Raw genomic sequence first — 26,198 nt, forward strand, 5'->3', positions numbered from 1 at the left:
CTGCGAGCAGGAGGGGAAGACCGAGGGATACCGGCCGGTGGGAGGAGCCCGCGCGAGCCGCCGAGCGGAATCGGTGGAGGGGATTCGCTCGCCAAAGTAGAACGTGTTCCTATACCGTCGGGTGCGTGCAGAAAGAACAACGCCCCGCGGTGGACGGCTGGTTCACGGCGGACGACGGCGCGGTACGGCTCGTGGGCAGCCGCTGCGAGGTGTGCCGCACCCCGTACTTCCCGCGGAACACCCTGGCCTGCCGCAACCCGCGGTGCGCGAGCGCGCAGGACGGCTCCGAGCTGGCGGAGTACCTGTTCTCCACGCGCGGCCGGATCTGGTCGTACGCGGATGCCCGGTACAAGCCGCCCCCGCCCTACGTCTCGCCCGACCCGTTCGAGCCCTACGTCGTCGCGGCGGTGGAACTCGAGGTCGAGCAGTTGGTGGTCCTCGGGCAGGTGGTGCGCGGCCTCACGGTGGACGACCTGGCCGTCGGCATGCCGGTCGAGCTGACCGTCGGCGTGCTGTACGAGGACGAGGACGCCGAGCACACGGTGTGGATGTGGAGGCCGGTCGATGCCTGACGCCAATTCTCGCGATATCGCCGTCCTCGGTGCGGGGATGCACCAGTGGGGCAAGTGGGGTCGCAACTTCGTCGAATACGGTCTGGTCGCCGCGCGTGCCGCGCTGGCCGACGCCGGTGTGGACCATCGCGACGTCGGCTACATCGCCGGCGCGGACACCATCCGCAACGGCTACCCCGGCTTCGTCTCCGGCGCGACGTTCGCCCAGGCGCTGGGCTGGTCGGGCGCGCGGATCTCGAGCAGTTACGCCGCCTGCGCGTCCGGCGCCCAGGCCGTCGCCAATGCCCGCGCGCAGATCCTGGCGGGGCTGACCGACGTGGCGCTGGTGGTCGGCGCGGACGCCGCCCCGAAGGGCTTCTTCCAGCCGGTCGGCGGGGAACGCCGCGACGACCCGGACTGGTTGCGGTTCCACCTGCTCGGCGCGACCAACCCCATCTACTTCGCGCTGTACGCCCGGCGGCGGATGGCGCTGCACGGCGCCACGCTGGACGACTTCGCCGCGGTCAAGGTGAAGAACGCCCGGCACGGCCTGAACAACCCGTATGCCCGCTACCGCAAGGAGGTGTCGGCCGAGGAGGTCGCCGCGTCGGCGATCGTCTCCGACCCGCTGCGCCTGCTGGACATCTGCGCGACCAGCGACGGCGGCGCCGCGCTGGTGCTGACCTCGATGGAGTACGCGCGCCGGCACGGCGTCACCGATCCGGTGCGGATCCGGGCGCTGTCGACGGTCACGCCGACGTTCCCCAAGACCGTGCTCGACCTGCCCGACTTCGCGACCGACTCGGCCGTGGCGGTCGAGCCGCCGCCGCGCACGTTCCGCTCCGCCATCGCGCAGGCCGCCTACGAGGAGGCCGGGCTCGGGCCCGCGGACCTGTCCTTCGCGGAGGTCTACGACCTGTCCACCGCGCTGGAGCTCGACTGGTACGAGGACATCGGCCTCTGTGAGACCGGCGGCGCGGAGGCCCTGTTGCGCAGCGGCGCAACGACATTGGGCGGCCGGGTGCCGGTGAATCCCAGCGGCGGGCTGGCCTGCTTCGGCGAGGCGATCCCCGCGCAGGCCATCGCGCAGATCTGCGAGATGACCTGGCAGTTGCGCGGGCAGGCGCAGGGCCGCCAGGTGGACGACGCCCTCGCGGGCATCGCGGTGAACCAGGGCCTGTTCGGGCACGGCTCGGCGATCATCGCCACGCGCTGAACGACTCCCGTACCGAAACGCGCGGGGCGGACCGGTGGTGCGGTCCGCCACCGCCGCGGCCGGTTCCGTAACCTCTGAGGGCACAACGCGATCAGGCACACCCCACAACGAGACGAACGAGACGCCGCTGCCGGGGACGAGGACGAGGACGGGTGGAACCGGCGACATGACCGACAGCGTCGACTGGGAACAGATCATCGGCAGCGGCGTCGAGATGCTCGAATCGATGGTCAAGGTCTCCGACCACGCCACGGTGGCGGAGATCGGCGAGAACCTGCTGCCCTCCGCGGACGCGCAGCTCGGACCCGGCCACCGCCACACCATGACCATCCGCGCGCACCTGGCCGCCGCGTATCGAGCCCGCGGGAACACCACGCGCGCAACCGAACTGTGGGAGAGCCTGTACGCCGAGCGCGCGCGGGCACACGGCGCGGCGAGCCGGGCGACCGTCGAGGCGTGCCTGAACCTCGCCGACTGTCACCGGCAGGCCGGGCGCACCGACATCGCCGTCGCTGTGCTCGAACACGCGCTGCCGCCGGGTGATTCGGTTCCCGAGGCGGGCGCTGTCCACCTGCGCGGCGGGCTGGCGAGCATGCTGTTCTACGCCGGTCGCTTCGACGAGGCCATCGCGCAGTTCGAGCGGGTGGTCGCGGACGGCGCCGCGGCGCTCCCGGCCGACGACCGCGACCTGCTCGCGTTCCGCAGCAACCTGGCGCACGCCTACCTGGTGACCGGCCGGGTGACCGCGGCGATCGGCGAATTCGAGCACGTCGCAACGGAATTCGGCCGCATTCCGGACGCGGACCGGTCCGATGCCCTGGGCGCGCACCTGAACCTGGCCTCGGCGTACCACCACGCCCGCCGCTTCACCGAGTCGGCCGCCCTGTTCCGGGATGCCCTCGGCCACACCGAGAACGACCCCGAACTCGGCCCCGACCACGACCTGACCCTCTCGCTGCGCGGCAATCTCGCCACCGCCCTGTGGGCGGACAACCGTGTGGCGGAAGCGATTCCGTACCTGGAGCAGAACGCCGCCGTGCAGGAGCGGCTGCGTCCCGACCACCCCGACACGCTCGCGACCCGGCACAGCCTGGCCACCGCCTACCGCACCGAGCACCGCTTCGACGAGGCCATCGACCTCTACGAAGCGGTCCTCGCCGACCGCCAGCGCCTGCTCCCCGCCGACCATCCCGACATCTACGACACCCTGTTCGACCTCGCCGCCGCCCACCGCGAGGCGGGGAACACGGACAAGGCGGTCGGCCTGTTCCGCCACACCCTCACCACCCGCACCCGCGTCCTCGGCGTCGAACACCCGGAAACCCTGCTCACCAGAGCCCGGCTCGCCGACGCCCGCGCCGAGACCGGCCACGTCCGCGACGCCCTCACCACTCTCGACCAGACGCTGGCCGCCCTCCAGCGCGTCGCCGGGCCCGATCACGTCTACATCCCCCAGATCCTCGGCCTGATCGACCATTGGCGCAACGCTTCCCGGCACACCCGCACCGGATCGGGCGGCTGAGTCGCGCGTCTCCGCCCACCGAATCCTGGTGCTTCGGAGGCCGGATGTACCGCATCGTCTCGCGCTCGCTCGGGGCACCGAGAGCCCGATCGCGAACCGGCAGTGCCTGACCGCACAACCGACGGTTGTGGCGCACCTCGCCGCCGATTGTTTGACCGTCCTGACCCCGTCGGCTTCGATGTCGGTGGTCAGCACGGGTATTCGAGCGAACGGTGGCGGCGTGGGCAGGCGGGACAGGCAGTCGCTGGGGCGGCCGTTCGGGTGGCTGTGGGCGGCATACGGCGTCAGCGCGCTCGGCACCTGGCTCGCGTTCGACGCGTTCCCGCTGATCGCGATCCGGGTGCTGGACGCCGGGCCGAGCGCGGTGTCGGGCCTGGCGGCCGCGGGACTGGCGGTGGGCGCGGTGGTCGCGCTGCCGCTGGGCCCCTGGGTGGAGTTCCGCCGCAAGCGCCCGGTGATGATCGCGATGGATCTGCTGCGGTGCGTGATGCTGCTGAGCGTGCCCGCCGCGTGTCTGCTCGGCCTGCTCGGGTTCGCGCACCTGCTGGTCGTGTCGATCGTGGTCGCCGCGGCCGACATCACCTTCACCGCGGCGAGCGGCGCCTACCTGAAATCGATTGTGCGCCAAGAGGACCTGCTCGTGGCCAACGGGCGCTTCGAGGCCACGTCGTGGACCACCACCATGCTCGGCCCGCCGCTGGGCGGGGCGGCGGTCGGACTGCTCGGCCCGGTGGTGACCGTGGTGGCGAACGCGGTCAGCTTCCTGCTGTCGGCCGCGGGCCTCCGCGCCATCGGCGGCGCCGAACCCGCGCCCGCGCGCACCGCGGAGCGGCGGCTGCGCCTCGCCGACCTGTTCGAAGGGTGGCGCTACCTGCTGGCCCACCCGGTGCTGCGGCCGCTGTTCGGCAACGTGATCGTGGTCAACGGATTCATCATGGCCACGCAGCCGCTGCTGGCGGTCCTGCTGCTCGGGCGGCTCGGATTCGCGCCCTGGCAGTACGGCCTGGCGTTCGCGGTGCCCTGCCTCGGCGGCCTGGCCGGGGCCCGGCTGGCCCGCGGGCTGGTCGCCCGATTCGGGCAGTACCGGGTCATGTTCGCCGCCGGGGCGCTGCGCGCCGGCTGGCTGATTCCGCTGGCGTTCGTCGGTCCCGGCGTCGCCGGGCTGGTGCTCGTCATGGTCGTCGAATTCGGGCTGATCACCTGCTGTGCCGTGTTCAACCCCGTGCTGGCGACGTACCGGTACGGTGAGATTCCGGCGGATCGGATCGCTCGCACACTGGCGGCCTGGTCGATCGCCACCAAGGCTGGCATCGCGACCCTGACCGCGCTGTGGGGTGTGCTGGCCGGATTCGCCGGACCGCGCGCCGCGATCGCCGTCGCCGGGCTGCTCGTGCTGGCGACGCCGCTGTCGCTGACGCCGATCGCGCGGTCCCGGGCGCTCGCCGGTGCCGAGCACGAACCCCGTCCGGCGGTGGCGCGCAGTCGTTGAACCGTGCCGGTGTGCGCGGCCGAACCGGCGATTCCACCGATTCGCGCGGCCGTGCGGACGGCGAGAATGGGGCGTCCGAGAGTTGGGGACGGCCCGCTGCCGCCGTGCCCGTAGGGAAAGTGGATTCATGCTCAGGTACTTGCTGGTCGTCGCCGCCCTCTACTTGGGGCTCATCGGGCTCGCGCTGCTCGTGGTTCCCGCGCAGTTCGGCGTCGGGGCGGTGCCCGAGGACGCCTCGTCCGAGTTGATCGCGCTGCTGCGGTTGCTGAGCGGGCCGTTCCTCGGTGTCGCCGTGCTGAATTGGATGTCGCGCGACGCCGCGCCGGCCGCGGTGCGCAACACTGTGGTGCTGGCCGACCTGGTCGGCTTCGGTGTCGTCGCCGCCAACGACGTCTGGGGTGTGATCAGCGGCGAAGCGCGGGACCTGGCGCGGGTGTTCCTGGTCGTGCACCTGGCGTTCGCGATCGCCTTCGCCGTCGCCTGGGTGCGCTCCGGGCGACCGGTGGCCGAGACCGCGGCGTAGCTCACCGGCCGGATTCGTCGAAATGCGGTAGTGGCGGCGCGGTTCCGGTGGCGCGGGTGACGATGTCCGCGGCCAGGGCGGCCAGTTCGACGTCGCGCTGCCGAGCCGCCTCGTGCAGGAATTCGAAGGCCTGCTCCTGAGTCCATCGCCGCTGGCCCATCAGGATTCCGGCGGCCTGGTCGACGACGCCGCGGGCGGCCAGCGCCCGCCGCAGCTTCTCGTTGAGCCGCGTCCGGTTCGCCACATCCGTCGCCGCGCCCAGCAGCCGTCCGATGTGCCGCGCGCTCACCTCGGCCACGCGCCGCACGCCGTCGTCGAAGGCATCCGGTTGCGGCGCATACAGATCCAGCGTCGCGCGCGGCCCGCGGGGACTGTCGACCGGGTACGAGAGCACCGACCGGACACCCAGCGCCAGCACGCGTTCCGCGTAACCGTCCCAGCGGAATTCGGCGGCGAGATCGGGCACGGACACCGCCACCGCCCCGGCCGCGGCGGCCCGCTCCGGGCCCGTGCGGAGTTCGCCGACGATCTCCCCGACCCGCGCCACCAGCGGCGCGGAGGCCGCGATCGGCGTGCCCTCGGCGCCGTCCTCACCCCGCAGGGTCACGCCGATCGCGGCCCCCTCCGGCAGGCTCCGCGCGATCACGCCCACGACGCCGCCGACCGCGTGGTCGACGACCGGAGTCTCCGATGCCGAAAGAGCTTGCGCGCCTTCGCCTGTCGCCCACCCGCGGCGCCTCCGATGCGGCATCGGCGAACCCCGTAACGTCATGCCGTCACCGCAGGGATCGCGACGGCGCACCGAGACTGCCCAACCGTCCCATTCAACCCCCGTCGGCGTCCGCACGCCTAGGGGTCGCACGCCGCCGGTCGGCCAGCCCCCTCGACATGCCCCGCCCGGACGGCTTCAGCGGTGCGCGCCGGACCGCCGGGGACGGGTGCGCGTGAGTTCGCTGGGGGAGAAGGCGAGGACGTCCGTGCAGCGGCTCGGCCGGACCCGCAGGTGATCGGGCTCGGCCGGGTCGGCGATGGCGACGAGGGTGCCGGACCGTCCTTCCTCGATGCCGACCGCGGCGGAGGTGAACCACACGGTCGGCGAGCGGCCCGCGGCGAGGTCGGCGGCGAGCTGCCGGATATCGATGTCGGACAAGGCCTTCGGTGCGGTTCGTCGAGACGGCATGGTGCGCTTCCGGTGGAACGGGTGGTTACCCGTCGAGGATGCCGGATGGCGGCCCTGTGGTCGAATGCCCGAGATCGGCGGGGACGGCCGGCCGGAATGCGGTATACCTCCGGGGTACCGCTGTTGACATTTCGACGCACAAGGAGACTTTGCCGTGCCCGACGGTCCTTTCGACCTGCGCACCGACATCCCGCACTCGGCCAGGATGTACGACTACTTCCTGGGCGGCAAGGACAACTACGAGGCCGACCGGGAGGCGGCCGAGCAGGCGTTGCGGGAGTTTCCCGCGGTCCGGGTGACCGCGCGCACCAACCGCGAGTTCATGCGGCACGTGACCCGCTACCTCACCGAGCAGGGCATCCGCCAGTTCCTCGACATCGGCACGGGCATCCCGACGGCGCCGAACCTGCACCAGGTCGCGCAGGAGCTCGCGCCGGAATCGCGCGTGGTGTACGTCGACAACGACCCGATCGTGCTGTCGCACGCGCGGGCGCTGCTGGTCAGTTCGCACGAGGGCCGCACCGCCTACGTGGAGGCCGACGCCGCGGATCCGGCCGCCATCCTGGCCGCGCCCGAATTGCGCGCGACCCTCGACCTCTCGCAGCCGGTGGCGGTGTCGCTGATGGCGCTGCTGCACTTCGTGCCGGGCGACGTCTACGAGATCGTGCGCACGCTGATGGAGCCGCTCGCCCCGGGTTCCTATCTCGCGATGTCGCACGTGACAACCGAATTCGACGACGGCCCGGACGATCCCGACGGCATGGCCCGCCTGCTGCAGGTCTACATCGACCGCGGCATTCCGGTGCAGCCGCGTTCGCGCGCCGAGGTGGCCCGGTTCTTCGAGGGCCTGGAACTGGTGGAACCGGGGGTCGAGGTGATCCACCGCTGGCGCAACGAGGGCATCGAGCACCCGCGCGGCCACGACAAGCAGGTGTCGCTGTACGGCGCGGTGGCCCGCAAACCCTGACTCCGGAAACCGCTCTCGGAGCATGGTTTTCGTGTTGCCGAGCAAGTGCACAGGGGTGGCTCGGCGGGCCCCCGGTTCCTGGGGCACGGTGTTGTCGCCGCAGGTCGTCCGGTCATAGCCGGACGGTCCGCCAGTGAAATAGCTAACACGATGCCGCCGGTGTGCTGCGGTCCGGTGGGGCGGGGCGGTTCCGGCGAGGATTTCGTTTCGAGTCTTCGGCCGGTCCCCGTTGTGATCGGAAACAGTGCGGCCGATTCGTGGTTATCGGGCGGCGTGGCGGTGCGCGGGGTCCGCCGGGACCCGCGCGAACGGTCGCGGGGGCGGGTGAATATCGATGTCACCGCGTGATTCCGACGTTCGCGGGGGTCGGGTCGGCGTGGGCGGGCACGAGTTGCCCGTGCGTTGCAAGATGTAATTGCATTTCTCAGAAACGGGCGCCCGGTACGTTTTTCGGCCCCGAATCTCTCCGTCTGCGCGCTGTCGTGGTGGGTGGTGCGAATCGGAGCGTCTGGTCGTAGACTTGCAGCCGAGCAGGACAGCGGAATTCGTTCCGGAATTGGACGTCGCGTCGCGACGGAGGGGCGGTTACAGTGTGGAATCCGAAGCAGCCGACGCTGCCATGAATTCCTGACGGGGCACACGGGGCGGTATTGCGGCGAGAGTCGAATCGGTCCCGGATTCGCCCGCATGCGGTAGATCGCAACAACGGTGTTCGATCCCTATTTTCTGTGTAGATATTCGGGTTCGGCGCGCATTGCGCATGGAGTGATGCGTGGACGCCGTGCCCCGAAAAAGCGTGATAGGGGCGTTCGTTGTCGAACGATGATGCACCGACCACGGCCACGCTGGTGGACACCATTCGCCACCGGGCCGACCGCACTCCCGACCGGCTGGCCATGCGCTTCGTGCGGCCCACCGCCGCGGCCAGATTCGACGCGGAAGACCTCACCTACCAGGACGTCGACACGATCGCCCGCGCCGTCGCGGTGACGCTCGCGGCGGAGTGCGCGCCCGGTGCGCGGGTGCTGCTGCTGTGCCCGCCCGGCCTGGAGTACACGATGTACTTCTACGGCTGTCTCTATGCCGGCCTGATTCCCGTGCCCGCCTATCCGCCGGCGTCCAATCGGCATCTGTCACGGGTGGAGACGATCGCCCGATCCGCGCGGGCGAGCGCCGTGCTCACCGCCGAGGGCGCCGATCGGTTCGATATGGCGAGCATCCGCGGAAACGAAATTCCCACGCTGTCGGGCGTGACCTGGCTGGAGGCGAGCAGATCCGCATTCGACAATTCGCCGGAATCGTGGCGGCCGCCGGCCATCGACGGCGATACGACCGCGCTGCTGCAATACACTTCCGGGTCGACCTCCGCGCCGAAAGGCGTCGTCGTCAGTCATGCGAACCTGCTGAACAATGCGCGACTGGCCGCCGGTGCGTTCGAGGTGACCGAGGAAACGGTCGGCGCCGGCTGGCTGCCGCCCTACCACGATATGGGATTGCTCGGCGGATTGGTGTCGCCGATCTATTCCGGAATTCCGGTGGTGGTCATCTCGCCGATGACCTTCATCCGTGATCCGCTGTATTGGCTCGAGGTGATCTCCCGGGAACGGGCCACCTCTAGCGCGGGCCCGAATTTCGCGTATCAGATGTGCGTCGACCGGGCGGATCCGGAACGGCTCGCCGACATTGATCTGTCGTCGTGGAAATACGCGCTGAACGGCTCCGAGCCGGTGCGCGCGGAGGTGCTCGACCGGTTTGCCGAGACGTTCCGGGAGTGCGGATTCCGGCGTTCGTCGTTCTATCCGTGCTACGGCCTCGCCGAGGCCACGCTGCTCGTTTCCGGCGCCCGCACCACACCCGATCCGGTGATCGCGGAGGTGTCCGGCGACCGCCTGGAACAGGGCTGTCTCGACGCGGAAGGCGAGGGCAGGCGGCTGCGGCTGGTCGGGTCGGGCCGGGTGGCGGAGGACACCGAGGTGGTGATCGTCGACCCCGCCACGCACTCGGTGTTGCCCGACGGTCGCGTCGGCGAGGTCTGGATTCGCGGAATCAGCGTCGCCGCCGGGTATTTCGAGAACGAGACGGCCACCGCGGAAACCTTCGACTGCTACACCGACACCGGCGCGGGACCCTATCTGAATCCGGGCGATCTCGGCTGTCTGGTCGACGGTGAACTGTTCATCGTCGGACGCAGCAAGGAGGCCATGAATTTCCGCGGCCGCAATGTGTACCCGCAGGATGTCGAGGCGACGTCGGTGCACAGTCATCCGGGCCTGGCCGGCACCCGCTGTGTGGCCTTCTCGATCGAGGTGGACGGCGCCGACGAATTGGTTGTGGTGCAACAGAAACCGCGCCGGGCGAGCAAGAGCCATTCCGATGCCGAGATCGTCAAGGCGATCCGGCGGGCGGTGTCCGAGGAGTTCCAGCTGTCGGCCTACGACGTGCTGCTGGTGCCGGCCCGCGCCATTCCGGTCACCTCCAGCGGCAAGTTGCAGCGCGGTGAATGCCGGATGCGATACCTCGACGGCGAGTACGGCGGCCGGGCCGCGGCCGCCGAACCGGTACCCGCCGTCGAGTCGGTGCCCGCCGCCGAACCTGTTGCAACGCAGCAGATTCCCACGCCGAGCGGACTCGGCCGCCAGGAGGTGGAGGACCTGCTGGTCGAGCTGATCTGCCTGCACTCCGGTCTGCCGCCCGCCGACATCGACCGGCAGGAACAGTTCGCGAGCTACGGCCTGAGTTCCATTCAGGCCGTGCGCATCGCGGCGGAACTGTCGGAGCGGCTGGGCGTCGAGATCCCGCCCACGCTGGCGTGGGAGTACCCCAGCATCGCCGCCGCGGCCGCGGCCCTGGCGGAGGACGGCGCGGATATCGTCGTGGCCGCCGACCGTCCCGCCGCCGTCTTCGACGAGCCGATCGCCGTCGTCGGCATCGGCTGCCGGCTGCCCGGCGCGGTCACCGGGCCCGACGAATTCTGGGATCTGTTGGTAGCGGGCCGTTCCGGCATCGAGACCGTGCCGGCCGACCGCTGGAGCGCCGACGAGTTCTACGACGCCGACCCGGACGCCCCCGGCCGGACCTATTCGCGGCACGGCGGCTTCCTGTCCGACGTGCGCGGCTTCGACGCCGCCGTCTTCGGCATCTCGGCGCGCGAGGCGATCAGCATGGACCCCCAGCACCGGTTGATGCTCGAGGTGGCCTGGGAGGCGCTGGAACACGCCGGCATCGCGCCGGATTCGCTGCGCGGCTCGGCCACCGGCGTGTTCGTGGGGATGTCCGGCGGCGACTACGAGCGACTGGCGGCGGCCGCGCACGGCACCGCCGCCATCGACGCCTACGTCGCCACCGGCAACGCGGGCAACTTCGGCGCCAACCGGTTGTCCTACGCGCTCGGACTGGAGGGGCCGAGCCTGGTGGTGGATACCGCGTGCTCGTCCTCGCTGGTCGCGCTCCACCTGGCCGCGCAGAGCCTGCGCAGCGGGGAATCATCGCTGGCGCTGGTGGGCGGCGTGAATCTGCTGCTGTCCCCTGAGGTTACGGTCGCGCTGTCGAAGGGGCGAATGCTCTCGGCGACGGGACAGTGCCGCACCTTCGACGCCGACGCCGACGGGTACGTGCGCGGCGAGGGCTGCGGAGTCGTTGTGCTGCGGCGGCTTTCGGACGCGGTGGCCGCGGGCGACCGCATCCTCGGCGTGGTGCACGGCTCGGCGGTCAACCAGGACGGCCGCAGCTCCGGGCTGACCGCGCCGAGCGCGGCGGCGCAGCAGGCCGTGGTCCGCCAAGCCCTGGCCGCGGCCGGAATGCGGCCGGAGCAGGTCGGTTACGTGGAGGCGCACGGCACCGGCACCCCGCTGGGCGACCCGATCGAGGTGCGCGCGCTGGCGGCGGTGCTCGGGGCCGGGCGCGCCGGCACACCGGTGCGGCTCGGTTCGGTCAAGACCAACATCGGTCACCTGGAGGCGGCCGCCGGTATCGCGGGCTTCATCAAGGCGGTCCTGATGGTGTCGCGGGCGATGATCCCGCCGCACTTGAACATTCGCGAACTCACCCCGCACATCGCCTGGGACCGGGTGCCTTTCGAGATCCCTCGGGCGGTCACGGCGTGGAGCGAGGACTCGCGCGTCGCGGGCGTCTCCTCCTTCGGCTTCGGCGGCACCAACGCGCACGTCATCCTCGGCGCCCCGCCCGCCCCCGCCCAGGTGGGCGAGCCGTCCGGCGACGGTTCCGCGCCGGTCGTGGTGAAGGTGTCGGGGGCGGATCCGGCGGGAGCGGCCGCCGCGGCCGGTCGGCTGTCGGAGTTCGTCGCGGCGGATCCGCGGCTGCGGCCGGAGCAGATCGCCTGGGCCGCGAATGTCGGCCGGGCCGATCAGCCCTACCGGGCGAGTGTGGTCGCGGAGTCGCGCGGCGAGTTGCTCTCCGGACTGCGAGAACTGGCGGACGGCAACGGGATCCGACAGCGCCGGGCCGGTGCCGCACCGCGCGTCGCCTTCCTGGCGCCCGGCCACGGGGCGCGCATCGCTGGTGCGCTGGCCGGGATCTACGGCACCGTGCCGGTCGTCACCGAGGTGATCGACGGCCTCGGCTCCGCCGCGCGGCTGCCGCTGTCGGTGCTGGTGGACGGCAGTCCGGCGGCGGAGGCGGAACTCTCGCGCACCGAGGTGGCGCAACCCGCGCTGTACGCGCTGGCGGTGGCGCTGGGCGCGTGGTGGCGCTCGGTGGGCGTGGAGCCCGCGGTGATCGCCGGGCACAGCGTCGGCGCGTACGCGGCCGCCGCCCTGGCCGGGGTGTTCTCCGTCGCGGACGGCGCCGAACTCATCCGGGTCCGCGCGCAGGCCATGAGCCGCCTCGACACCGACGCCGCCATGGCCGCGATCGGTTGCGGCGCAGCGGAACTGGAAGCGCTGCCGCAGCTGCGCTCCGGCGAGGTCACCGTCGCGGTGCTGAACAGCGCCTCCGACACCGTGGTCGCCGGGCCCGCGGCACCGGTGGACGCGCTGATCGCCGCCATGACCGAGCGCGGCGTCAAGGCCAAGCGGCTGCCGGTGACCCAGGCCTTCCACTCGCCCGCCGTCGACCCCGTGCTCGACACGCTGCGCGCCGTGTTCGAACAGGTCGAATTGTCCGTCCCGGCAACCGATTTCCTCTCCGACACCACGGGTGCCCAGGTCACCGGCGAACTCGCCGACCCGGACTACTGGGTGGCGCACACCCGCCGCCCGGTCCGCTTCGGCGACACGGTCACCGCCCTGCTGGAACGCGGCGTCGGCGTGGTGCTGGAACTGGGTCCGGGCGCGCTGCTGCCCTTGGTGATGAACCACCCCGGGGCCGCGGAGACCCTGTGCGTCGCCTCGGTGACCACCGCGCGACCCGCTCGCACCCTCGCCGAGGCGCTCACCCGCCTGTGGCAGCGCGGCAGCGACATCAATTGGGCCGCAACGCAACCTAGGCCGCACCGGGTACCGGAGCTGCCGACCTATCCGTTCCAGCACACCCCGTACTGGATCACCGACGAGCCGCCCCGCGCGCAACCCGGCTCGCGCCGCCCGGCCGCTCTGCCCGCGGCACCTCGCACGGTAAGCGCCGCAACAGGTTTCGCGACTGCCACCCGCACGGTGGAGGAAGAGGTCGAAGCGCTGCAACGGGAGATCGCGCGGCTGCTCGAACTGCCCGCGGCCGACCGCATCGACCCCGACACCGGACTGTTCGAGCTGGGGCTCACCTCGGCCATGGCGGTCGAGCTGATCACGAGACTGCGTGAGACGCATACGGTTCCGCTGCCGCCCACGGTCGTGTTCGAGCACCCGACCATCGCCCGGCTGGCCGAATACCTCAGCCGCGGCGGTGCCGAGCAGATCACCGCGGCGCGCCGGGTCGCCGAGACCGCCGAGCCGATCGCCATCGTCGGCATGGCCTGCCGCTTCCCCGGCGGCGCCGACGATCTCGGCAGCTACTGGGACCTGCTGGTCAACGGCCGCGACGGCACCGGCCCGGTGCCGCCCGGCCGCGAGTCGCTGATCCTCGACGAGCTGCGCGAGTTCCGCGGCGGCTTCCTCGCCGGGCCGGTGGCGGAGTTCGACGCCGAGGCGTTCGGCATCGCGCCGCGCGAGGCGCGCGCCATGGACCCGCAGCAGCGGCTGCTGCTCGAGGTCGTGTGGGAGGCCCTCGACGACGCCGGGATCCCGCGCGACGGCCTCGACGGCACCGCAGGTTCGGTGCACATCGGCATGAACACCACCGACTACCTGCAACTGCTGGCCGCCGGCGGCACCTCGCCGCTGGACCCGTACTTCGCGACCGGCAACACCTTCAGCGTCGCCGCCGGGCGGGTGTCGTATCTGCTCGGGCTGCGCGGTCCCAGCGTGGCCGTCGACACCGCGTGCTCGTCGTCGCTGGTGGCCACCGACCACGCGCTGCGCGACCTGCGTTCGGGAGTGTCGGATATCGCCCTGGTGGGCGGGGTCAACCTGATGATGTCCCCGGCGACCATCCTGAGCCTGTCGAGTATGGGCGCGCTGGCCACCGACGGCCGCTGCAAGACCTTCGATTCCGCCGCCGACGGCTACGGCCGCGGCGAGGGCTGCGGTGTGCTGGTGCTCAAGCGGCTGTCCGACGCCGAGCGCGACGGCGACCGGATCTGGGCGCTCATCCGCGGTTCCGCCGTCAACCAGGACGGGCGCAGCGCGGGTCTCACCGTGCCCAGCGGGACCGCGCAGGCCGCCGTCATCGCCGAGGCGTTGCAGGCGGCCGGTGTCGAGGCGCAGTCGATGGGCTACGTCGAGGCGCACGGCACCGGGACGCCGCTCGGCGATCCGATCGAATTGTCCTCGCTGGTCAGCGTTCTGCGGCCGGACACCGCGGCCACCGACCCGCTGATCGTGGGCTCGGCCAAGACCAACGTCGGCCATCTCGAGGCCGCCGCGGGGGTGTGCGGGCTGATCAAGGTCGCGCTGGCGCTGCACCACCGCACGATCCCGCCGCACCTGCACTACGCGACGCCGAACCCGCGGATCCCGTGGGCCGACACACCCGTCGTGGTGCCCACCGCGGCACTGGACTGGCCCGACCACGGGGCCGGGCGGCTCGGCGGGGTCAGCTCGTTCGGCTTCAGCGGCACCAACGCGCACGTGATCCTCCAGGAAGCGCCCGAAGTCGCGGCGGCCGAACCTGATTCGGCCGAGGGACCCCGCCTGGTGACCGTGTCCGGCGCGAGCCCGGAGGCGGTGCGCGACAACGCCGCGGCGCTGGCCGCACTGGTCGAGACCGACGAGCGGGTGACCGTCCGCGATATCGCCGCCACCCTCGCCCGGCACCGCACCTTGCAGCCCTACCGGCACAGCCTCGTCGCCGGGTCCCGGGCCGAGCTGGCGGCGGCCCTGGAGCGGCTCGCCGACGAGACGACCCCGGTGCGGCGCGCCGCCGCGCGGACCCGGTCGGGCCTGGTGTTCGTGTACTCCGGGCAGGGCGGACAGTGGGTCGGGCTGGGACGCGCGCTGCTGGCCGAACCGCTGCTGCGGGACTCGCTCACCGAGTGCGATCGGGTGGTGCGCGCGACCGCGGGCTGGTCGCTGATCGCGGAACTGGAACGGGCCGAGGGCGATTCGCGTCTCGACGACACTCGGTACGCGCAGCCGGTGATCTGCGCGGTGCAGATCGCGCTGACCGACCTGTGGGCCCGCTGGGGCATCCGGCCGGGCACGGTCGTCGGGCACAGCGTCGGCGAGATCGCCGCCGCCTACGCCGCCGGCACCCTGACCCGCGAGGACGCGCTGCGCCTCGCGGTCCGGCGCGGCGCGGCGATGGCGGGCGCGCGGGGCCGGGGCGCGATGGCGGCGATCGGCCTGCCCGAGACTCGGGTGCGAGAGCTGGTCGACCGGTATCGCGCGGCGCACGGCGACGGCGACGGGCTCTGCCTCGCCGCGCTCAACGGCCCTGCGGCCGTGGTGATCGCGGGCGGCCGGGAAGCCGTTGCGGCAGTAGTGGATTCTGCGCGTACCGAGGGCGCCCGCACGCAGCTGGTGCAGCAGGAGTACGCCTTCCACAGTGCGCAGGTCGACTCCGCGCGCACGGTGGTCGCCGAATACCTCGAACACGTCGAGTTGCGGTCGCCGTCGATTCGCTTCGTCTCCACCGTGACCGGCGCGCTCGCCGCCGACGAACCGACCGGCCCGGGCTACTGGGCGGACGCGGTGGTGCGCCCGGTGCTCTTCGAATCCGCCGTGCGCGCCGCGGTGGCGTCGGGTGCACACGCCATGGTCGAGATCGGGCCCGACCGCACCCTCGCCGGGGCGGTCCTGCAAACGCTCGGCGAGACACCGCTGCCGTACCTGCCGTCCATGGTCCGCGACCGGCCGGTGCTCGACACCGTGCTGGCCGCGGCGGGCGGCCTGCTCGACGAGGGCTACGCGCTCTCGCTACCGGCCCTCCACCCCGACGGCACCTACCACCGCGTGCCCCTCCCGGCCTATCGCTGGCAGCGGCAGGAACACTGGCTCCCCGGCCGCCCGCAACGCCCCGCGACCACCCCGGAGCCGGTCGGCGACCTTTACGACATCGACTGGCGCACAAGCGAACCGGACGCCGCACCCGCGGCGCACACCGGCGACTGGATCGTCGTCGCCGAGGAATCCGACCTCGCGCGGGAGATCACGACCCGGCTGCACGCCCGAGGCGGCAACGCCCGCACCGTAACCCCCGCCTTCGTCCGCACCGCCGACCCCGAGGCCTGGCGAGAACTCCTCGCCACACTGCCCGCCGCCCCCGAAAGCCAGGGCGGCACAGCGGCCGACGGTCCGGGCGGCGCAGCACCAGGCGAGGCGGTCGGCGCGAATGCGAGCGGAGCCGGTGACGCCGCGCTGCGGGGCGCCGTCGGCGCGGCCGACGGCGATGCCGGTGCGGGCGGAGCCGTGGGGGCCACGCCGGGTGGAGCCAATGGCACGAACGCCGGGGCGGGGCTCGGCGGGGACATCAACGTCTTGCATCTGGCGACTGCCGACGGTGTTGTGCCCCAAGCTGATCGAGTTGCGGGGGTGCGTGAGCCGGATCGGGTGGCCGCCGCGATCGATGCCGCGGCCGGGGTGCTGCTCGGCGTGGTGCAGTCCTGGATCGGTGCGGGGCGGGGTGGGCGCGTGTTCACCGTGACCCGGGGCGCGGTGCCGGTCGGAGAGGAGCGGCTGGCGCTGGAGCAAGCACCGCTGTGGGGGCTCGGCCGGGTGATCGGGCTCGAGCATCCCGGATTGTGGGGCGGGACCATCGATCTGGATCCGGCGGGGACCGAGCCCGGCCGGGAGGCGGAGGCGATCGTCGCGCGGATCACGAGCGCCGACGACGAGGACCAGATCGCGTTCCGGGGCCCGGACCGGCTGGTGCCGCGACTGCGCACGGTCGACGACATCCCTTCGGCCACCGCGGATCTCGACCCCGCCGCGGCCTACCTGATCACCGGCGGCCGCGGCTCGCTCGGACTGCGCCTGGCGGCGTGGCTCGCCCGCCGCGGCGCCCGCCACCTGATCCTGCTCGGCCGCACGCCCCTCGAACAAGCACCCGAGGCGACGCGGGAAGCCCTTGCCGCACTGCGCAAATCGGGTGTGACCGTGTACGCGCCGGACGTCGACGTGGCGGATCACGCGGGCATGACCGAACTGTTCGAGGGACCGTCGGCCGCGTGGCCGGAGATCCGCGGCGTGATCCACGCCGCCGGTGCGCTCGACGCCGCCGCCGTCGCGGACATGACGATGGCACAGTTCATCCGGGTGCTGCGCGGCAAGGTCCGCGGCGGGCTCGTGCTCGACGCGCTGCCGGCGCTGGCCCGGGTGGACTTCTTCGTGCTGTTCTCCTCGGCCGCCGCGGTCTGGGGTTCGGCGCTGGCCGGGCACTACTGCGCGGCCAACCACTTCCTGGACATGCTCGCCTGGGACCGCCGCGCCCGCGGCCTCCCAGCGCTGGCATTGGATTGGGGCTGGTGGCAGGACAGCGCGATGGCGGCTGGTCACGGTGACTACTTCGCCGCGATGGGCATGGCCGAACTGCCCGCCGACACCGCGCTGGCGGTGCTCGACGCCACCCTCGGCGCCGCACGCACGCAACTGGTGGCGGCGCCGGTCGACTGGCGGCGGTTCGTGCCGGTGATGGAGGCCAAGCGCCGCCGCCCGCTGCTCGCCGACATGGCCCGGACCACCGAGCCCACCGACCACGCCGCCGCCGAACGATTCCTCGCCCGGCTGCGCGCCCTACCCGCCGCCGGACGCGAGCGCGTCGTCCAGGACGCCGTGCAACGCGAGGTGGCGGCGGTGCTCGGCCGCCCGGAGCGGTCGCGCCTGGATCCGCGTCAGGGCTTCTTCGAGTCCGGGCTGGACTCGATCACCTCCGTCGAGCTGAAGGGTCGGCTCGACGCGCTGGTGGGCCGATCTATCCCGGTCACGACGATCTTCGAACACCCGACCGTCGCCGACCTGAGCACGCACCTGCTGGACGTGCTCGACCTGACCGACACCGAAACATCCACCGAGACAGGCGAGAACCCGCCGCCGGACACCGAGACGGACCTGCTCGAGCTCACCGAGATCGAACTGCTCCAGCTGCTCGACCAGGAACTGAACACCGGGAGGATCGATGACCAGCACTGACGACAACGGGGCGACCGGAGTGCCGGACCGCGAGGCCACCCTGCGCCGCGCGCTGCTCGAGGTGCGCACCGCCCGCGAGGAAGCGGCCCGGGCGCGCAACACGCTGTCCGAGCCGATCGCGGTGATCGGCGTCGGCTGCCGGTTCCCCGGCGGGGTGGCCGGTGTCGAGGACTACTGGAATCTGCTGGTGCACGGGCGATCCGGGATCGTGGACACCCCGCGCGACCGGTGGGACGTCGACGCGTTCTTCGACGCCGACCCCGACGTCCCCGGTCGCACCTACTCCCGGCACGGCGGATTCCTCTCCGACGTCCGCGGTTTCGACGCCTCGGTCTTCGGGATCCCGCCGCGCGAGGCGATCAGCATCGACCCGCAGCACCGCCTGGTGCTCGAAGTCGCCTGGGAGGCACTGGAACACGCCGCGATCGCCCCGGACTCGCTGCGCGGCAGCCAGACCGGCGTCTTCGTCGGCATGGGCGGCGGCGACTACGAACGACTCGGCGCGGCCGCGCACGGCGTCGAATCCATCGACGCCTACGTGGCCACCGGCAATGCCGCGAACTTCGGGGCGAACCGGCTGTCGTATGTGCTCGGGCTCGAGGGGCCCAGCCTGGTCGTCGACACGGCGTGCTCGTCGTCGCTGGTGGCGCTGCATCTGGCCGCGCAGAGCCTGCGGGCGGGGGAGTGCGAGCTGGCGCTGGCGGGCGGGGTGAACACGCTGCTGTCCCCGGAGGTGACGGTGGCGCTGTCCAAGGGGCGCATGCTGTCGCCGAGCGGGCAGTGCCGCACCTTCGACGCCGACGCCGACGGGTACGTGCGCGGCGAGGGCTGCGGCGTCGTGGTGCTGCGCACGCTGTCGTCGGCTCTCGCCGCGGGCGACGACGTGCTGTGCGTCATCCGGGGCAGCGCCGTCAACCAGGACGGGCGCACCTCCGGGCTGACCGTGCCGCGCGGCTCGGCGCAGCGCGCGGTGGTGCGCCGCGCTCTCGCGGCCGCGCGGGTGACGCCGGCGGAGATCGGCTACGTGGAGGCCCACGGCACCGGCACGCCACTGGGTGACCCCATCGAAGTCCGCGCGCTGGCAACGGAACTGGGCCCGCAACGCCCGGCGGACCGGCCGCTGCGGCTGGGCTCGGTGAAGACCAACATCGGCCACCTGGAGGCGGCCGCGGGTATCGCGGGCTTCATCAAGGCCGCCCTGGTGGTCGCCCGCGGCACCATCCCGCCGCACCTCAACCTGCGCGCCCCCAACCCGCACGTGCCCTGGGACGAACTACCCGTCGAGATTCCCCGCACCCCCACCGACTGGGGCGACGGCCCCCGCATCGCGGGCGTCTCCTCCTTCGGCTTCGGCGGCACCAACGCCCACGTAATCGTCGCCGCCCCAACGGAACCCGCCGCCACCGCGCGGCCTGCGCTCGCGCGGGCGGCGACCGTGTCCGAGCGGAACGCCGCGGACGAGCCGCGTACAGTCCGCGCGACGTTCCCGGGCGTGCGGCAGGACGTTTCGGCCGAGACGCGGCCGGTGCTCGCGAGCGCGCCGGACAGTTCCCGGGCGAACGGGCCGGGTGTGCCGGATCGGGCCGCCCACGACGAAGCGCGCGCGGTGGTCGTCAAGGTCTCCGCCGCGAGTGCGGAGACGTTGACGGATGCGGCGCGCAGGCTGGCGGATTATGCCGAGGCGCAGCCCGAGCGGACGGTGGCCGAGATCGCCTGGACCGCTGGGGTGGGGCGGGCCGACTTGAATCACCGGGCCGCAGTGGTCGCCGACAGTCGCGAGGAACTGGTGGCCGGGCTGCGCGAGGTGGCGTCCGGGAGTGGGCTGCGGGGTCGCCGGGCACCCGGCGCACTGCCGCGCGTGGCGATGATCGCGCCCGGGCACGGGGCCCGCATCGCCGGGTGTCTGGCCGGGATCTACGGCGTGCAGCCGGTGGTGACCGAGGTGATCGATGCCCTCGGAACCCCTGCGCGGCTGCCGCTTTCGGTGCTGGTGGAGAGCGGCCCGGCGGCCGAGGCGGCACTGCTGCGGACCGAGGTCGCGCAGCCGGCGCTGTACGCGCTGGCGGTGGCGCTGGGGCAGTGGTGGCGCTCGGTGGGCGTCGAACCCGATGTCGTCACCGGCCACAGCGTCGGCGCCTACGCCGCCGCCGCGCTGGCCGGCGTCTTCTCCGTCGCCGACGGCGCCGCGCTGATCGATGCCCGCGCCCGCGCCATGAGCGAACTCGCCGCCGACGGGGCGATGGCCGCGGTGCGCTGCCCGCTCGCCGAGCTGGAAGCGCTGCCGCAGGTGCGTTCCGGCGCGGTGACGGTCGCGGTCCGCAACGGCGTCGCCGACTCGGTGCTGTCCGGCCCCGCCGATGAGGTGGCGGCGGTCGTCGCCGACCTGGGCGCCCGGCAGGTGCGCGCCAAACTCCTGCCGGTCACGCACGCTTTCCATTCGCCCCTGGTCGACCCCATGCTCGACGAGCTGCGCAAGGCCTTCGTCGGCATCGAATTGTCGCCGCCCGCACTGGATTTCGTCTCCGACAGCACCGGCGCACCCGAGACCGACCGGCTCACCGACCCGGAATACTGGGTGACGCACACCCGCAACCCGGTCCGCTTCGACGCCGCGGTGGCGGCGCTGGCCGGACACGGCGTCGCGACGGTGATCGAACTGGGCCCCGGCGGGCTGCTGCCGCTGGTGCTCCACCACCCCGAGGTCAGCGACGTCCTGTGCGTGGCGTCCACGGCGGTCGAGCGGCCGGACCGCGCGCTGGCCGACGCCGTGGCCCGGGTCTGGACCACCGGCTCCGAAATACGCTGGCGCGCAACCGGTTCGCGCCCGTCCCGGCGAGCGCAGCTGCCGACCTACCCGTTACGCCGCACGCCGTACTGGATCCCCGAGGCGAGCGGCCCCCGGCCCGCCGCGCCGCTCGCGGTCGCGGCGACCCCGCCGGGCGACGGCGCGCTCACCCCGCTCGTCATGCGGACGGCGACGGGCGGCGCGATCAGCCAGACCCGCGTCTCCGCCGCGGGCATCCCGTTCCTGGACGAGCATGTGGTGCACGACATCCGGGTGGTGCCCGGCGTCGTCATGGTGGAACTCGCGCTGCGCACCGCCGAAGCCGCCGCCGAGCGGCCGCTGCTGGCCGAGGGCGTGTCCATCGTCCATCCACTGGTCGCCGCGGACGACGTGGAACTCGAAGTGCAGGTGCTCGTCACGGTCACCGACGACGCCGCCTACACCGCCGAGATCTTCAGCCGCGCAACCGAAGCCGCGGCGTGGACCCGGCACGCCACCATCACCTTCGCGCCGAGGGAGACTCGCGACGCCGAGCCGTACACGGCGGCCGAGGTCTTCCTCGAACAGCCGCGCGTGGTCAACGGCGCGGAGTTCTACGACGAGATCTGGCATCCGCGTTTCGTGCTGGGCCGGAGCTTCCGGCTGGTGGAGCACGCCCAGATCGGCGCGGGCGCCGCACTGGCCGCGATCGGCCGTCCCGCCGCCGACGCGGGCAGCGAAACCGCCGGCGTGCGCACCGAACTGGTCGTCTTCGACGCCTGCGTACAGCTCGTGGCCGCCGCCTGGGCGCACGAGCACGGCACCGACGCCGATCGCCCGGTGCTGCTGGGCACCGGATTCGAGCGCATGCGCGTCTTCCGCGACACCGTCGACGACCGGCTCACCTGCACGGTGACCCTGACCGCCTCGTCACCCACCGGCGCGACCGGCGACATCGAGATCTACGCCGCCGACGAACTCGCCGTCGCCTTCACCGGCGTGTCCTTCGCGCCGGTCACCGGGGCCATGCTGGAGCGGCTGGCGCACGCGGATCGCCTGTCGCAGCAGGGTTCCGGCCGGCTGGCCAAGGTTCCGGCGCCCGACCTCGCGGCACTGCGCACCGCCGACCGCGTGGTCACCCACGAGACGGTGCTCGGCTACGTCGTCGCCATCCTCGCGGCGGTGCTCGGCTGCGAGCCCGCCGACATCGACACCCTCGCCATGTTCAACGAACTGGTCGACTCGCTGATGATGGCCGAGCTCAAGCAGAAGATCGAACGCGACCTCGAGGTCGCGGTGCCGCTCGAGGCGCTGTTCGACCATCCCACCCCGCGCCGCCTGAGCGACTGGCTGGTCAGCGAGATCGCCTCGGAGCAGGCGGAATCCGAGCGGGGCGAGGAGGCGCCGAAACGCTCCACCATGGGCATCCGGATCCGGCGCAAGACGGTCGCGGAGATGACCGAACTGGCCGCGCTCGATCCCGACATCACCCCGGGCTCGGCCGCCGCCGGCGAGCGGCCGGAGGTACTGCTCACCGGCGGAACGGGTTTCGTGGGCGCGTTCGTGCTGCGCGAGCTGCTCGACCGGCACGAGCGGGTGCACTGCCTGGTCCGCGCCGAGGACACCGAGCACGCCCGCCGCCGCATCACCGAGAACCTCGCTTCCTACGGATTGGCTTGCGGCCCGGAGGATCTGACCAACCTCACCCCCGTCGTCGCCGACCTCGCGAAGCCGTTCGCCGGTCTCGAAGCCGCCGACTACGACCGGCTCAGCGAGCGTGTCGGCCAAATCGTGCACGCCGGGGCGCTGGTCAAATGGACCTACCCGTTCCGCGGGCTGGAGGCCGTGAACATCGGCGGCACCAGGGAATTGCTGCGCCTGGCCACCTGGGGCGCCCCGATCCCGTTCCACTTCCTGTCCACCGTCGGCGTGTTCTCCTCCCGGGAGTACCTGCGCGACAGCGTGTCCGAGGACGAGCCCCTGGACAACAGCGGCTCGCTCGTGGTCGGGTACGCCCAGACCAAATGGATCGCCGAACGGATGGTCCGCACCGCCGCCGAGCGCGGCCTGCCCACCACCATCCACCGCATCAACACCGCCGGGCACAGCGTCACCGGGGCCTTCAACAAGCTCGACCACCTGTCGATGATGGTGAAGGGCTGCATCGAGGCCGGGATCGCCCCGCTGCGCGCCGAGATGCCGATCCAGCCCGCGCCCGTCGACTACGTCGCCCGCGCCATCGCCGCCTGCACCACCACCGAACAGCTGCTCGGACAGACCTTCCACCTGGTCAGCCCGCAGCCGATGACCTGGCCCGAATTCTTCGACACCCTCGACGATTTCGGCTACGACCTGCAACGCCTGCCGTTCGACCAGTGGCGCGAGCGGATCCTGCGGCGCGGCTCGAGCAGCATGGCGCTGCTGGGACTGATGCCGTTCCTCAGCGATTCTGTCGACCACGTGCGGCTGCCGCTGTCCGAGAGCGACCGGTCCGCAGCCGCGTTGTCCGCGGCGGGGATCGATTGCCCGCCCCTCAACGCCGACCAGCTCGGCGTCTACCTCCGGCGATTCGTCGACTCCGGTTTCGTCCAACCACCCGGCGAAGCCCCCACCCTGCGTCGAAAGGCAGGATAAATGAGCACCCTCACCCTCGATCTCGCCGATCCCGAGTACCGCCTCAACCCCTGGCCGAAATACCGGAAGCTGCGCGAACGGCCGGTGCACTACCTGCCCGAGGCCACCTGGGACGGCCGCGACCTCTACGTCTACGCCCGCTACCCCGAGGTCAACGAGGCGCTGCGGAACAAGGAGCTGTACTCCTCGCAGATCTACCGCGAGGGCATGCTCAACGTCCCCATGCTGGTCAACCGCGACGCCCCCGAGCACACCCGGCTGCGCCGGATGGCGAACAAGGCCTTCAGCGCCAGACTCGTTCGCACACTGGGGGATTGGGTGCAGGACATCGTCGACGACCTGATCGCCGACATCCTCACCCGCGACCGCGTGGAATTCGTGGAGGCCTTCACCACCGCGCTGCCGCTGCGCGTCGTCGGCGGCATGCTGGGCATCCCGCTGGACCGCAAAGCCGAACTGCGCCGCTGGTCGCAGGGCGTGATGGACGGGTTCGCCGTGGCCGCCGGCATGGACCCCGACCTCGCGCCCGGCTACTACGAGGACGTCCTGGAGTTCAGCAACTACATGGACGAACTCGCCCAGGACCGGATGGGCGCGCCGAACCAGGGCGACATCCTCGGCGAACTGGTCGCCCAGGAGGAGACCGGCGAGATGACCCGTGACGAACTGGTCACCATGGCGTGGTCGTTCATCGCGGCCGGCCACGAGACCACCATGAACCTGCTCGGCGGCGGCTTCAAGGCGGTGCTCGACGATCCCGCGCTCGGCGACCGGCTCGCCGCGCAACCCGAGGACATCCGCGAATTCATCGAGGAGTTCCTGCGGCTCTACAGCCCCACCCAGTGGCTGCTGCGCCGCGCCGCCCGCGACCTGCGGGTCGGCGAGGTGGACATCCCCGAGGGCGGCCTGATCCACGTGGTGATCGGCTCGGCCAACCGCGACGAGAGCCATTTCCCCGACGCGGGCCGCCTGGACCTGGACCGGCCCAACAAGCGCGACCACCTGGCTTTCGGTGCGGGACCGCACTTCTGCCCCGGCTCGTCGCTGTCGCGGCTGCTGGCCGAGCACGCCTTCCGCTCGCTGTTCGCGGTCCGGCACCGCTTCGCGCTCGACCCGCAGGACCCGCCGCGACTGCGCACCCGGCAGGGCTCGTTCGGTTACGCCTACCTGCCCGTGGTCGTCGACCGGGAAGCAGCCGACGGCGGTGCGTAGGCGCACGGTCCTGGCGGGCGGGGCGCTGCTGGGCACGTCGCTCGCGCTCGGCGCGGGGCGGGCCGCCGCGGAGCCCGCTGAGCCCGCCGAGACGGTGATCATCGGCTCCGGCTACGCGGGCGCGGTGGCCGCGCTCCGGCTCGCCGAGGCCGGTCACCGCAGCGTGGTCCTCGAGCGCGGCCGCCGCTGGCGCATCACTCCCGGCGGAGACACCTTCGCGACCCCAGAGCGTCCCGACGGCCGCGCGGCCTGGCTACCGGATCCGCGCGGCGGGACCGTGCTGTCGACGGGTGTGCTGGAAGCCTTTCCGGCGCAGGGCATCATCGGGCTCGCCGGTGCGGGGGTCGGCGGCGGGTCGCTGGTCAACAACACGGTCCTGGTCGCGCCCGGCGAGGCCGGTTTCCGCCGCGCCCTGGGCGGAATCCTCGACTACCGGGAGATGACCGAGGTCTGGTACCCCCGCGCCCGGCGACTGCTCGGCCCCGCGCCCATCCCGCAGGACGTGTTCGACGCGGCGGCCTACTCCGACGCGCGGGACTTCGCCGACCTCGCCGCCCGCGCCGGTTACGACCCGGTCCGGCTCGACCTGGGCGTCGACTGGCCGACGGTGCGACGGGAGATCGCCGGTGCCGCAGTGCCTTCCGCGATCGCCGGACATTCGATGTGGGGTGTGAACAGCGGAGCCAAACGCAGCGTCGACCGCACCGTCCTGGCCGCCGCCGAGGCGACCGGACTGACCGAGGTGCGGCCGCTGAGCCCGGTCGACTCGATCCGCCTGGACGACAACGGATATCGCGTCGACTACACCGAGATCACCGAGACCGGCGCACCGGCCGCGCGGCGCACGCTCCGCGCCGACCGGGTCGTGCTGGCCGCCGGATCCCTCGGCACCACCGGACTGCTCGTACGCGCCCGCGCCGAGGGATGGCTGCCCGGACTCACCGCCGAGGTCGGCCGCCGGTGGGGCACCGGCGGCGACCACCTGGTCGCCCTCGGCGGCTTCCCGGCGCGCTCGGCGGGCCAGGGCGGTCCCGCGCACGTGGGCATCGTGGACGAGAGCGGCGACGTGCCGGTGACGATGCTCGGCTTCCCGCTGGGCACGACACTCGGCGGCCAGGTGGCCGGAGGCGTTCTCGCCGTGTCGGATCCGCCCGCACTCGGTACGGTGCGATACGACGCCGGCGTCGTCGTCGAATGGCCCGCGCAGCACCCCGCCCTCACCCGGATCGCGGAGGCGGTGCGGGTCACCGCGGACCGGTTCGCCCGGGCCCGCGGTGGCGCGAGCCTGGCCGTCAGCGGGGCGCCGACCACCTCGCACAGCCTCGGGGGAGTGGTATTGGGTTCCGCGACAACCGATTCGGGCGAACTGCTCGGCTGCCCGAACCTGTTCGTCGTGGACTCGGCACTGCTGCCCGGGTCGTGCGGGGCGGTACCGCCCGCGTTGACGGTGACGGCGCTGGCCGACCGCTGTATCACCACTGTCATCGAACGTCTCGACCACTGAAACAGGAAGGCGGGAAC

At 72.3% G+C, this 26,198-nt stretch carries 12 protein-coding genes; 10 read left to right on the forward strand and 2 right to left on the reverse strand.

Features of this window, described 5'->3' with window-relative positions; translation table 11 throughout:
- The first annotated feature begins 125 nt into the window (after positions 1-125).
- From IU476_RS00275 to IU476_RS00295, 5 genes are all read left to right on the forward strand, one after another.
- A complete protein-coding gene (locus tag IU476_RS00275; protein ID WP_438943960.1) occupies positions 126-572 on the forward strand; it encodes a Zn-ribbon domain-containing OB-fold protein in 447 nt (148 codons plus the stop codon).
- Positions 565-1,767 (forward strand): lipid-transfer protein, encoded by a 1,203-nt coding sequence (locus tag IU476_RS00280; RefSeq protein WP_195095349.1) that lies wholly within the window; start codon positions 565-567, stop codon positions 1,765-1,767. Before IU476_RS00275 ends, IU476_RS00280 begins: the two co-directional genes overlap by 8 nt.
- A 166-nt stretch (positions 1,768-1,933) precedes the next feature.
- Positions 1,934-3,289, forward strand: a complete 1,356-nt coding sequence (locus IU476_RS00285; protein ID WP_195095351.1) for a tetratricopeptide repeat protein — start codon at positions 1,934-1,936, stop codon at positions 3,287-3,289.
- A gap of 220 nt (positions 3,290-3,509) precedes the next feature.
- Positions 3,510-4,778, forward strand: a complete 1,269-nt coding sequence (locus tag IU476_RS00290) for an MFS transporter (protein WP_324193798.1) — start codon at positions 3,510-3,512, stop codon at positions 4,776-4,778.
- 127 nt (positions 4,779-4,905) lie between these two features.
- Positions 4,906-5,301, forward strand: coding sequence for a hypothetical protein (locus tag IU476_RS00295; protein WP_195095354.1), 396 nt, complete (start codon positions 4,906-4,908; stop codon positions 5,299-5,301).
- A 1-nt stretch (position 5,302) separates the two neighbouring features.
- On the opposite strand, the gene IU476_RS00300 is transcribed toward IU476_RS00295, so the two are convergent.
- Both IU476_RS00300 and IU476_RS00305 read right to left on the reverse strand, forming a co-directional pair.
- Complete coding sequence (locus IU476_RS00300; RefSeq protein ID WP_195095355.1) at positions 5,303-6,052, reverse strand: GAF and ANTAR domain-containing protein; 750 nt, start codon at positions 6,050-6,052, stop codon at positions 5,303-5,305.
- A 156-nt stretch (positions 6,053-6,208) separates the two neighbouring features.
- Positions 6,209-6,481 carry a hypothetical protein gene (locus tag IU476_RS00305; RefSeq protein ID WP_195095356.1) on the reverse strand — a complete coding sequence of 91 codons (273 nt, stop codon included), beginning with the start codon at positions 6,479-6,481 and terminating at the stop codon, positions 6,209-6,211.
- Between the two features lie 154 nt (positions 6,482-6,635).
- On the opposite strand from IU476_RS00305, the gene IU476_RS00310 reads away from it, so the two are divergent.
- The 5 genes from IU476_RS00310 (at position 6,636) to IU476_RS00330 (ending at position 26,181) form a co-directional block, all read left to right on the forward strand.
- Positions 6,636-7,448 (forward strand): SAM-dependent methyltransferase, encoded by an 813-nt coding sequence (locus IU476_RS00310; protein WP_324193799.1) that lies wholly within the window; start codon positions 6,636-6,638, stop codon positions 7,446-7,448.
- 812 nt (positions 7,449-8,260) lie between these two features.
- Positions 8,261-18,067, forward strand: coding sequence for a type I polyketide synthase (locus IU476_RS00315; RefSeq protein WP_195095359.1), 9,807 nt, complete (start codon positions 8,261-8,263; stop codon positions 18,065-18,067).
- Positions 18,054-23,465 carry a type I polyketide synthase gene (locus tag IU476_RS00320; RefSeq protein WP_195095364.1) on the forward strand — a complete coding sequence of 1,804 codons (5,412 nt, stop codon included), beginning with the start codon at positions 18,054-18,056 and terminating at the stop codon, positions 23,463-23,465. Before IU476_RS00315 ends, IU476_RS00320 begins: the two co-directional genes overlap by 14 nt.
- Positions 23,466-24,677, forward strand: coding sequence for a cytochrome P450 (locus IU476_RS00325; RefSeq protein WP_195095365.1), 1,212 nt, complete (start codon positions 23,466-23,468; stop codon positions 24,675-24,677).
- Positions 24,670-26,181 carry an FAD-binding protein gene (locus IU476_RS00330; protein ID WP_195095366.1) on the forward strand — a complete coding sequence of 504 codons (1,512 nt, stop codon included), beginning with the start codon at positions 24,670-24,672 and terminating at the stop codon, positions 26,179-26,181. The genes IU476_RS00325 and IU476_RS00330 overlap by 8 nt, the downstream gene beginning before the upstream one ends.
- Positions 26,182-26,198: the final 17 nt, after the last annotated feature.

It is taken from the genome of Nocardia blacklockiae (assembly GCF_015477355.1).
Lineage (GTDB): Bacteria > Actinomycetota > Actinomycetes > Mycobacteriales > Mycobacteriaceae > Nocardia > Nocardia blacklockiae.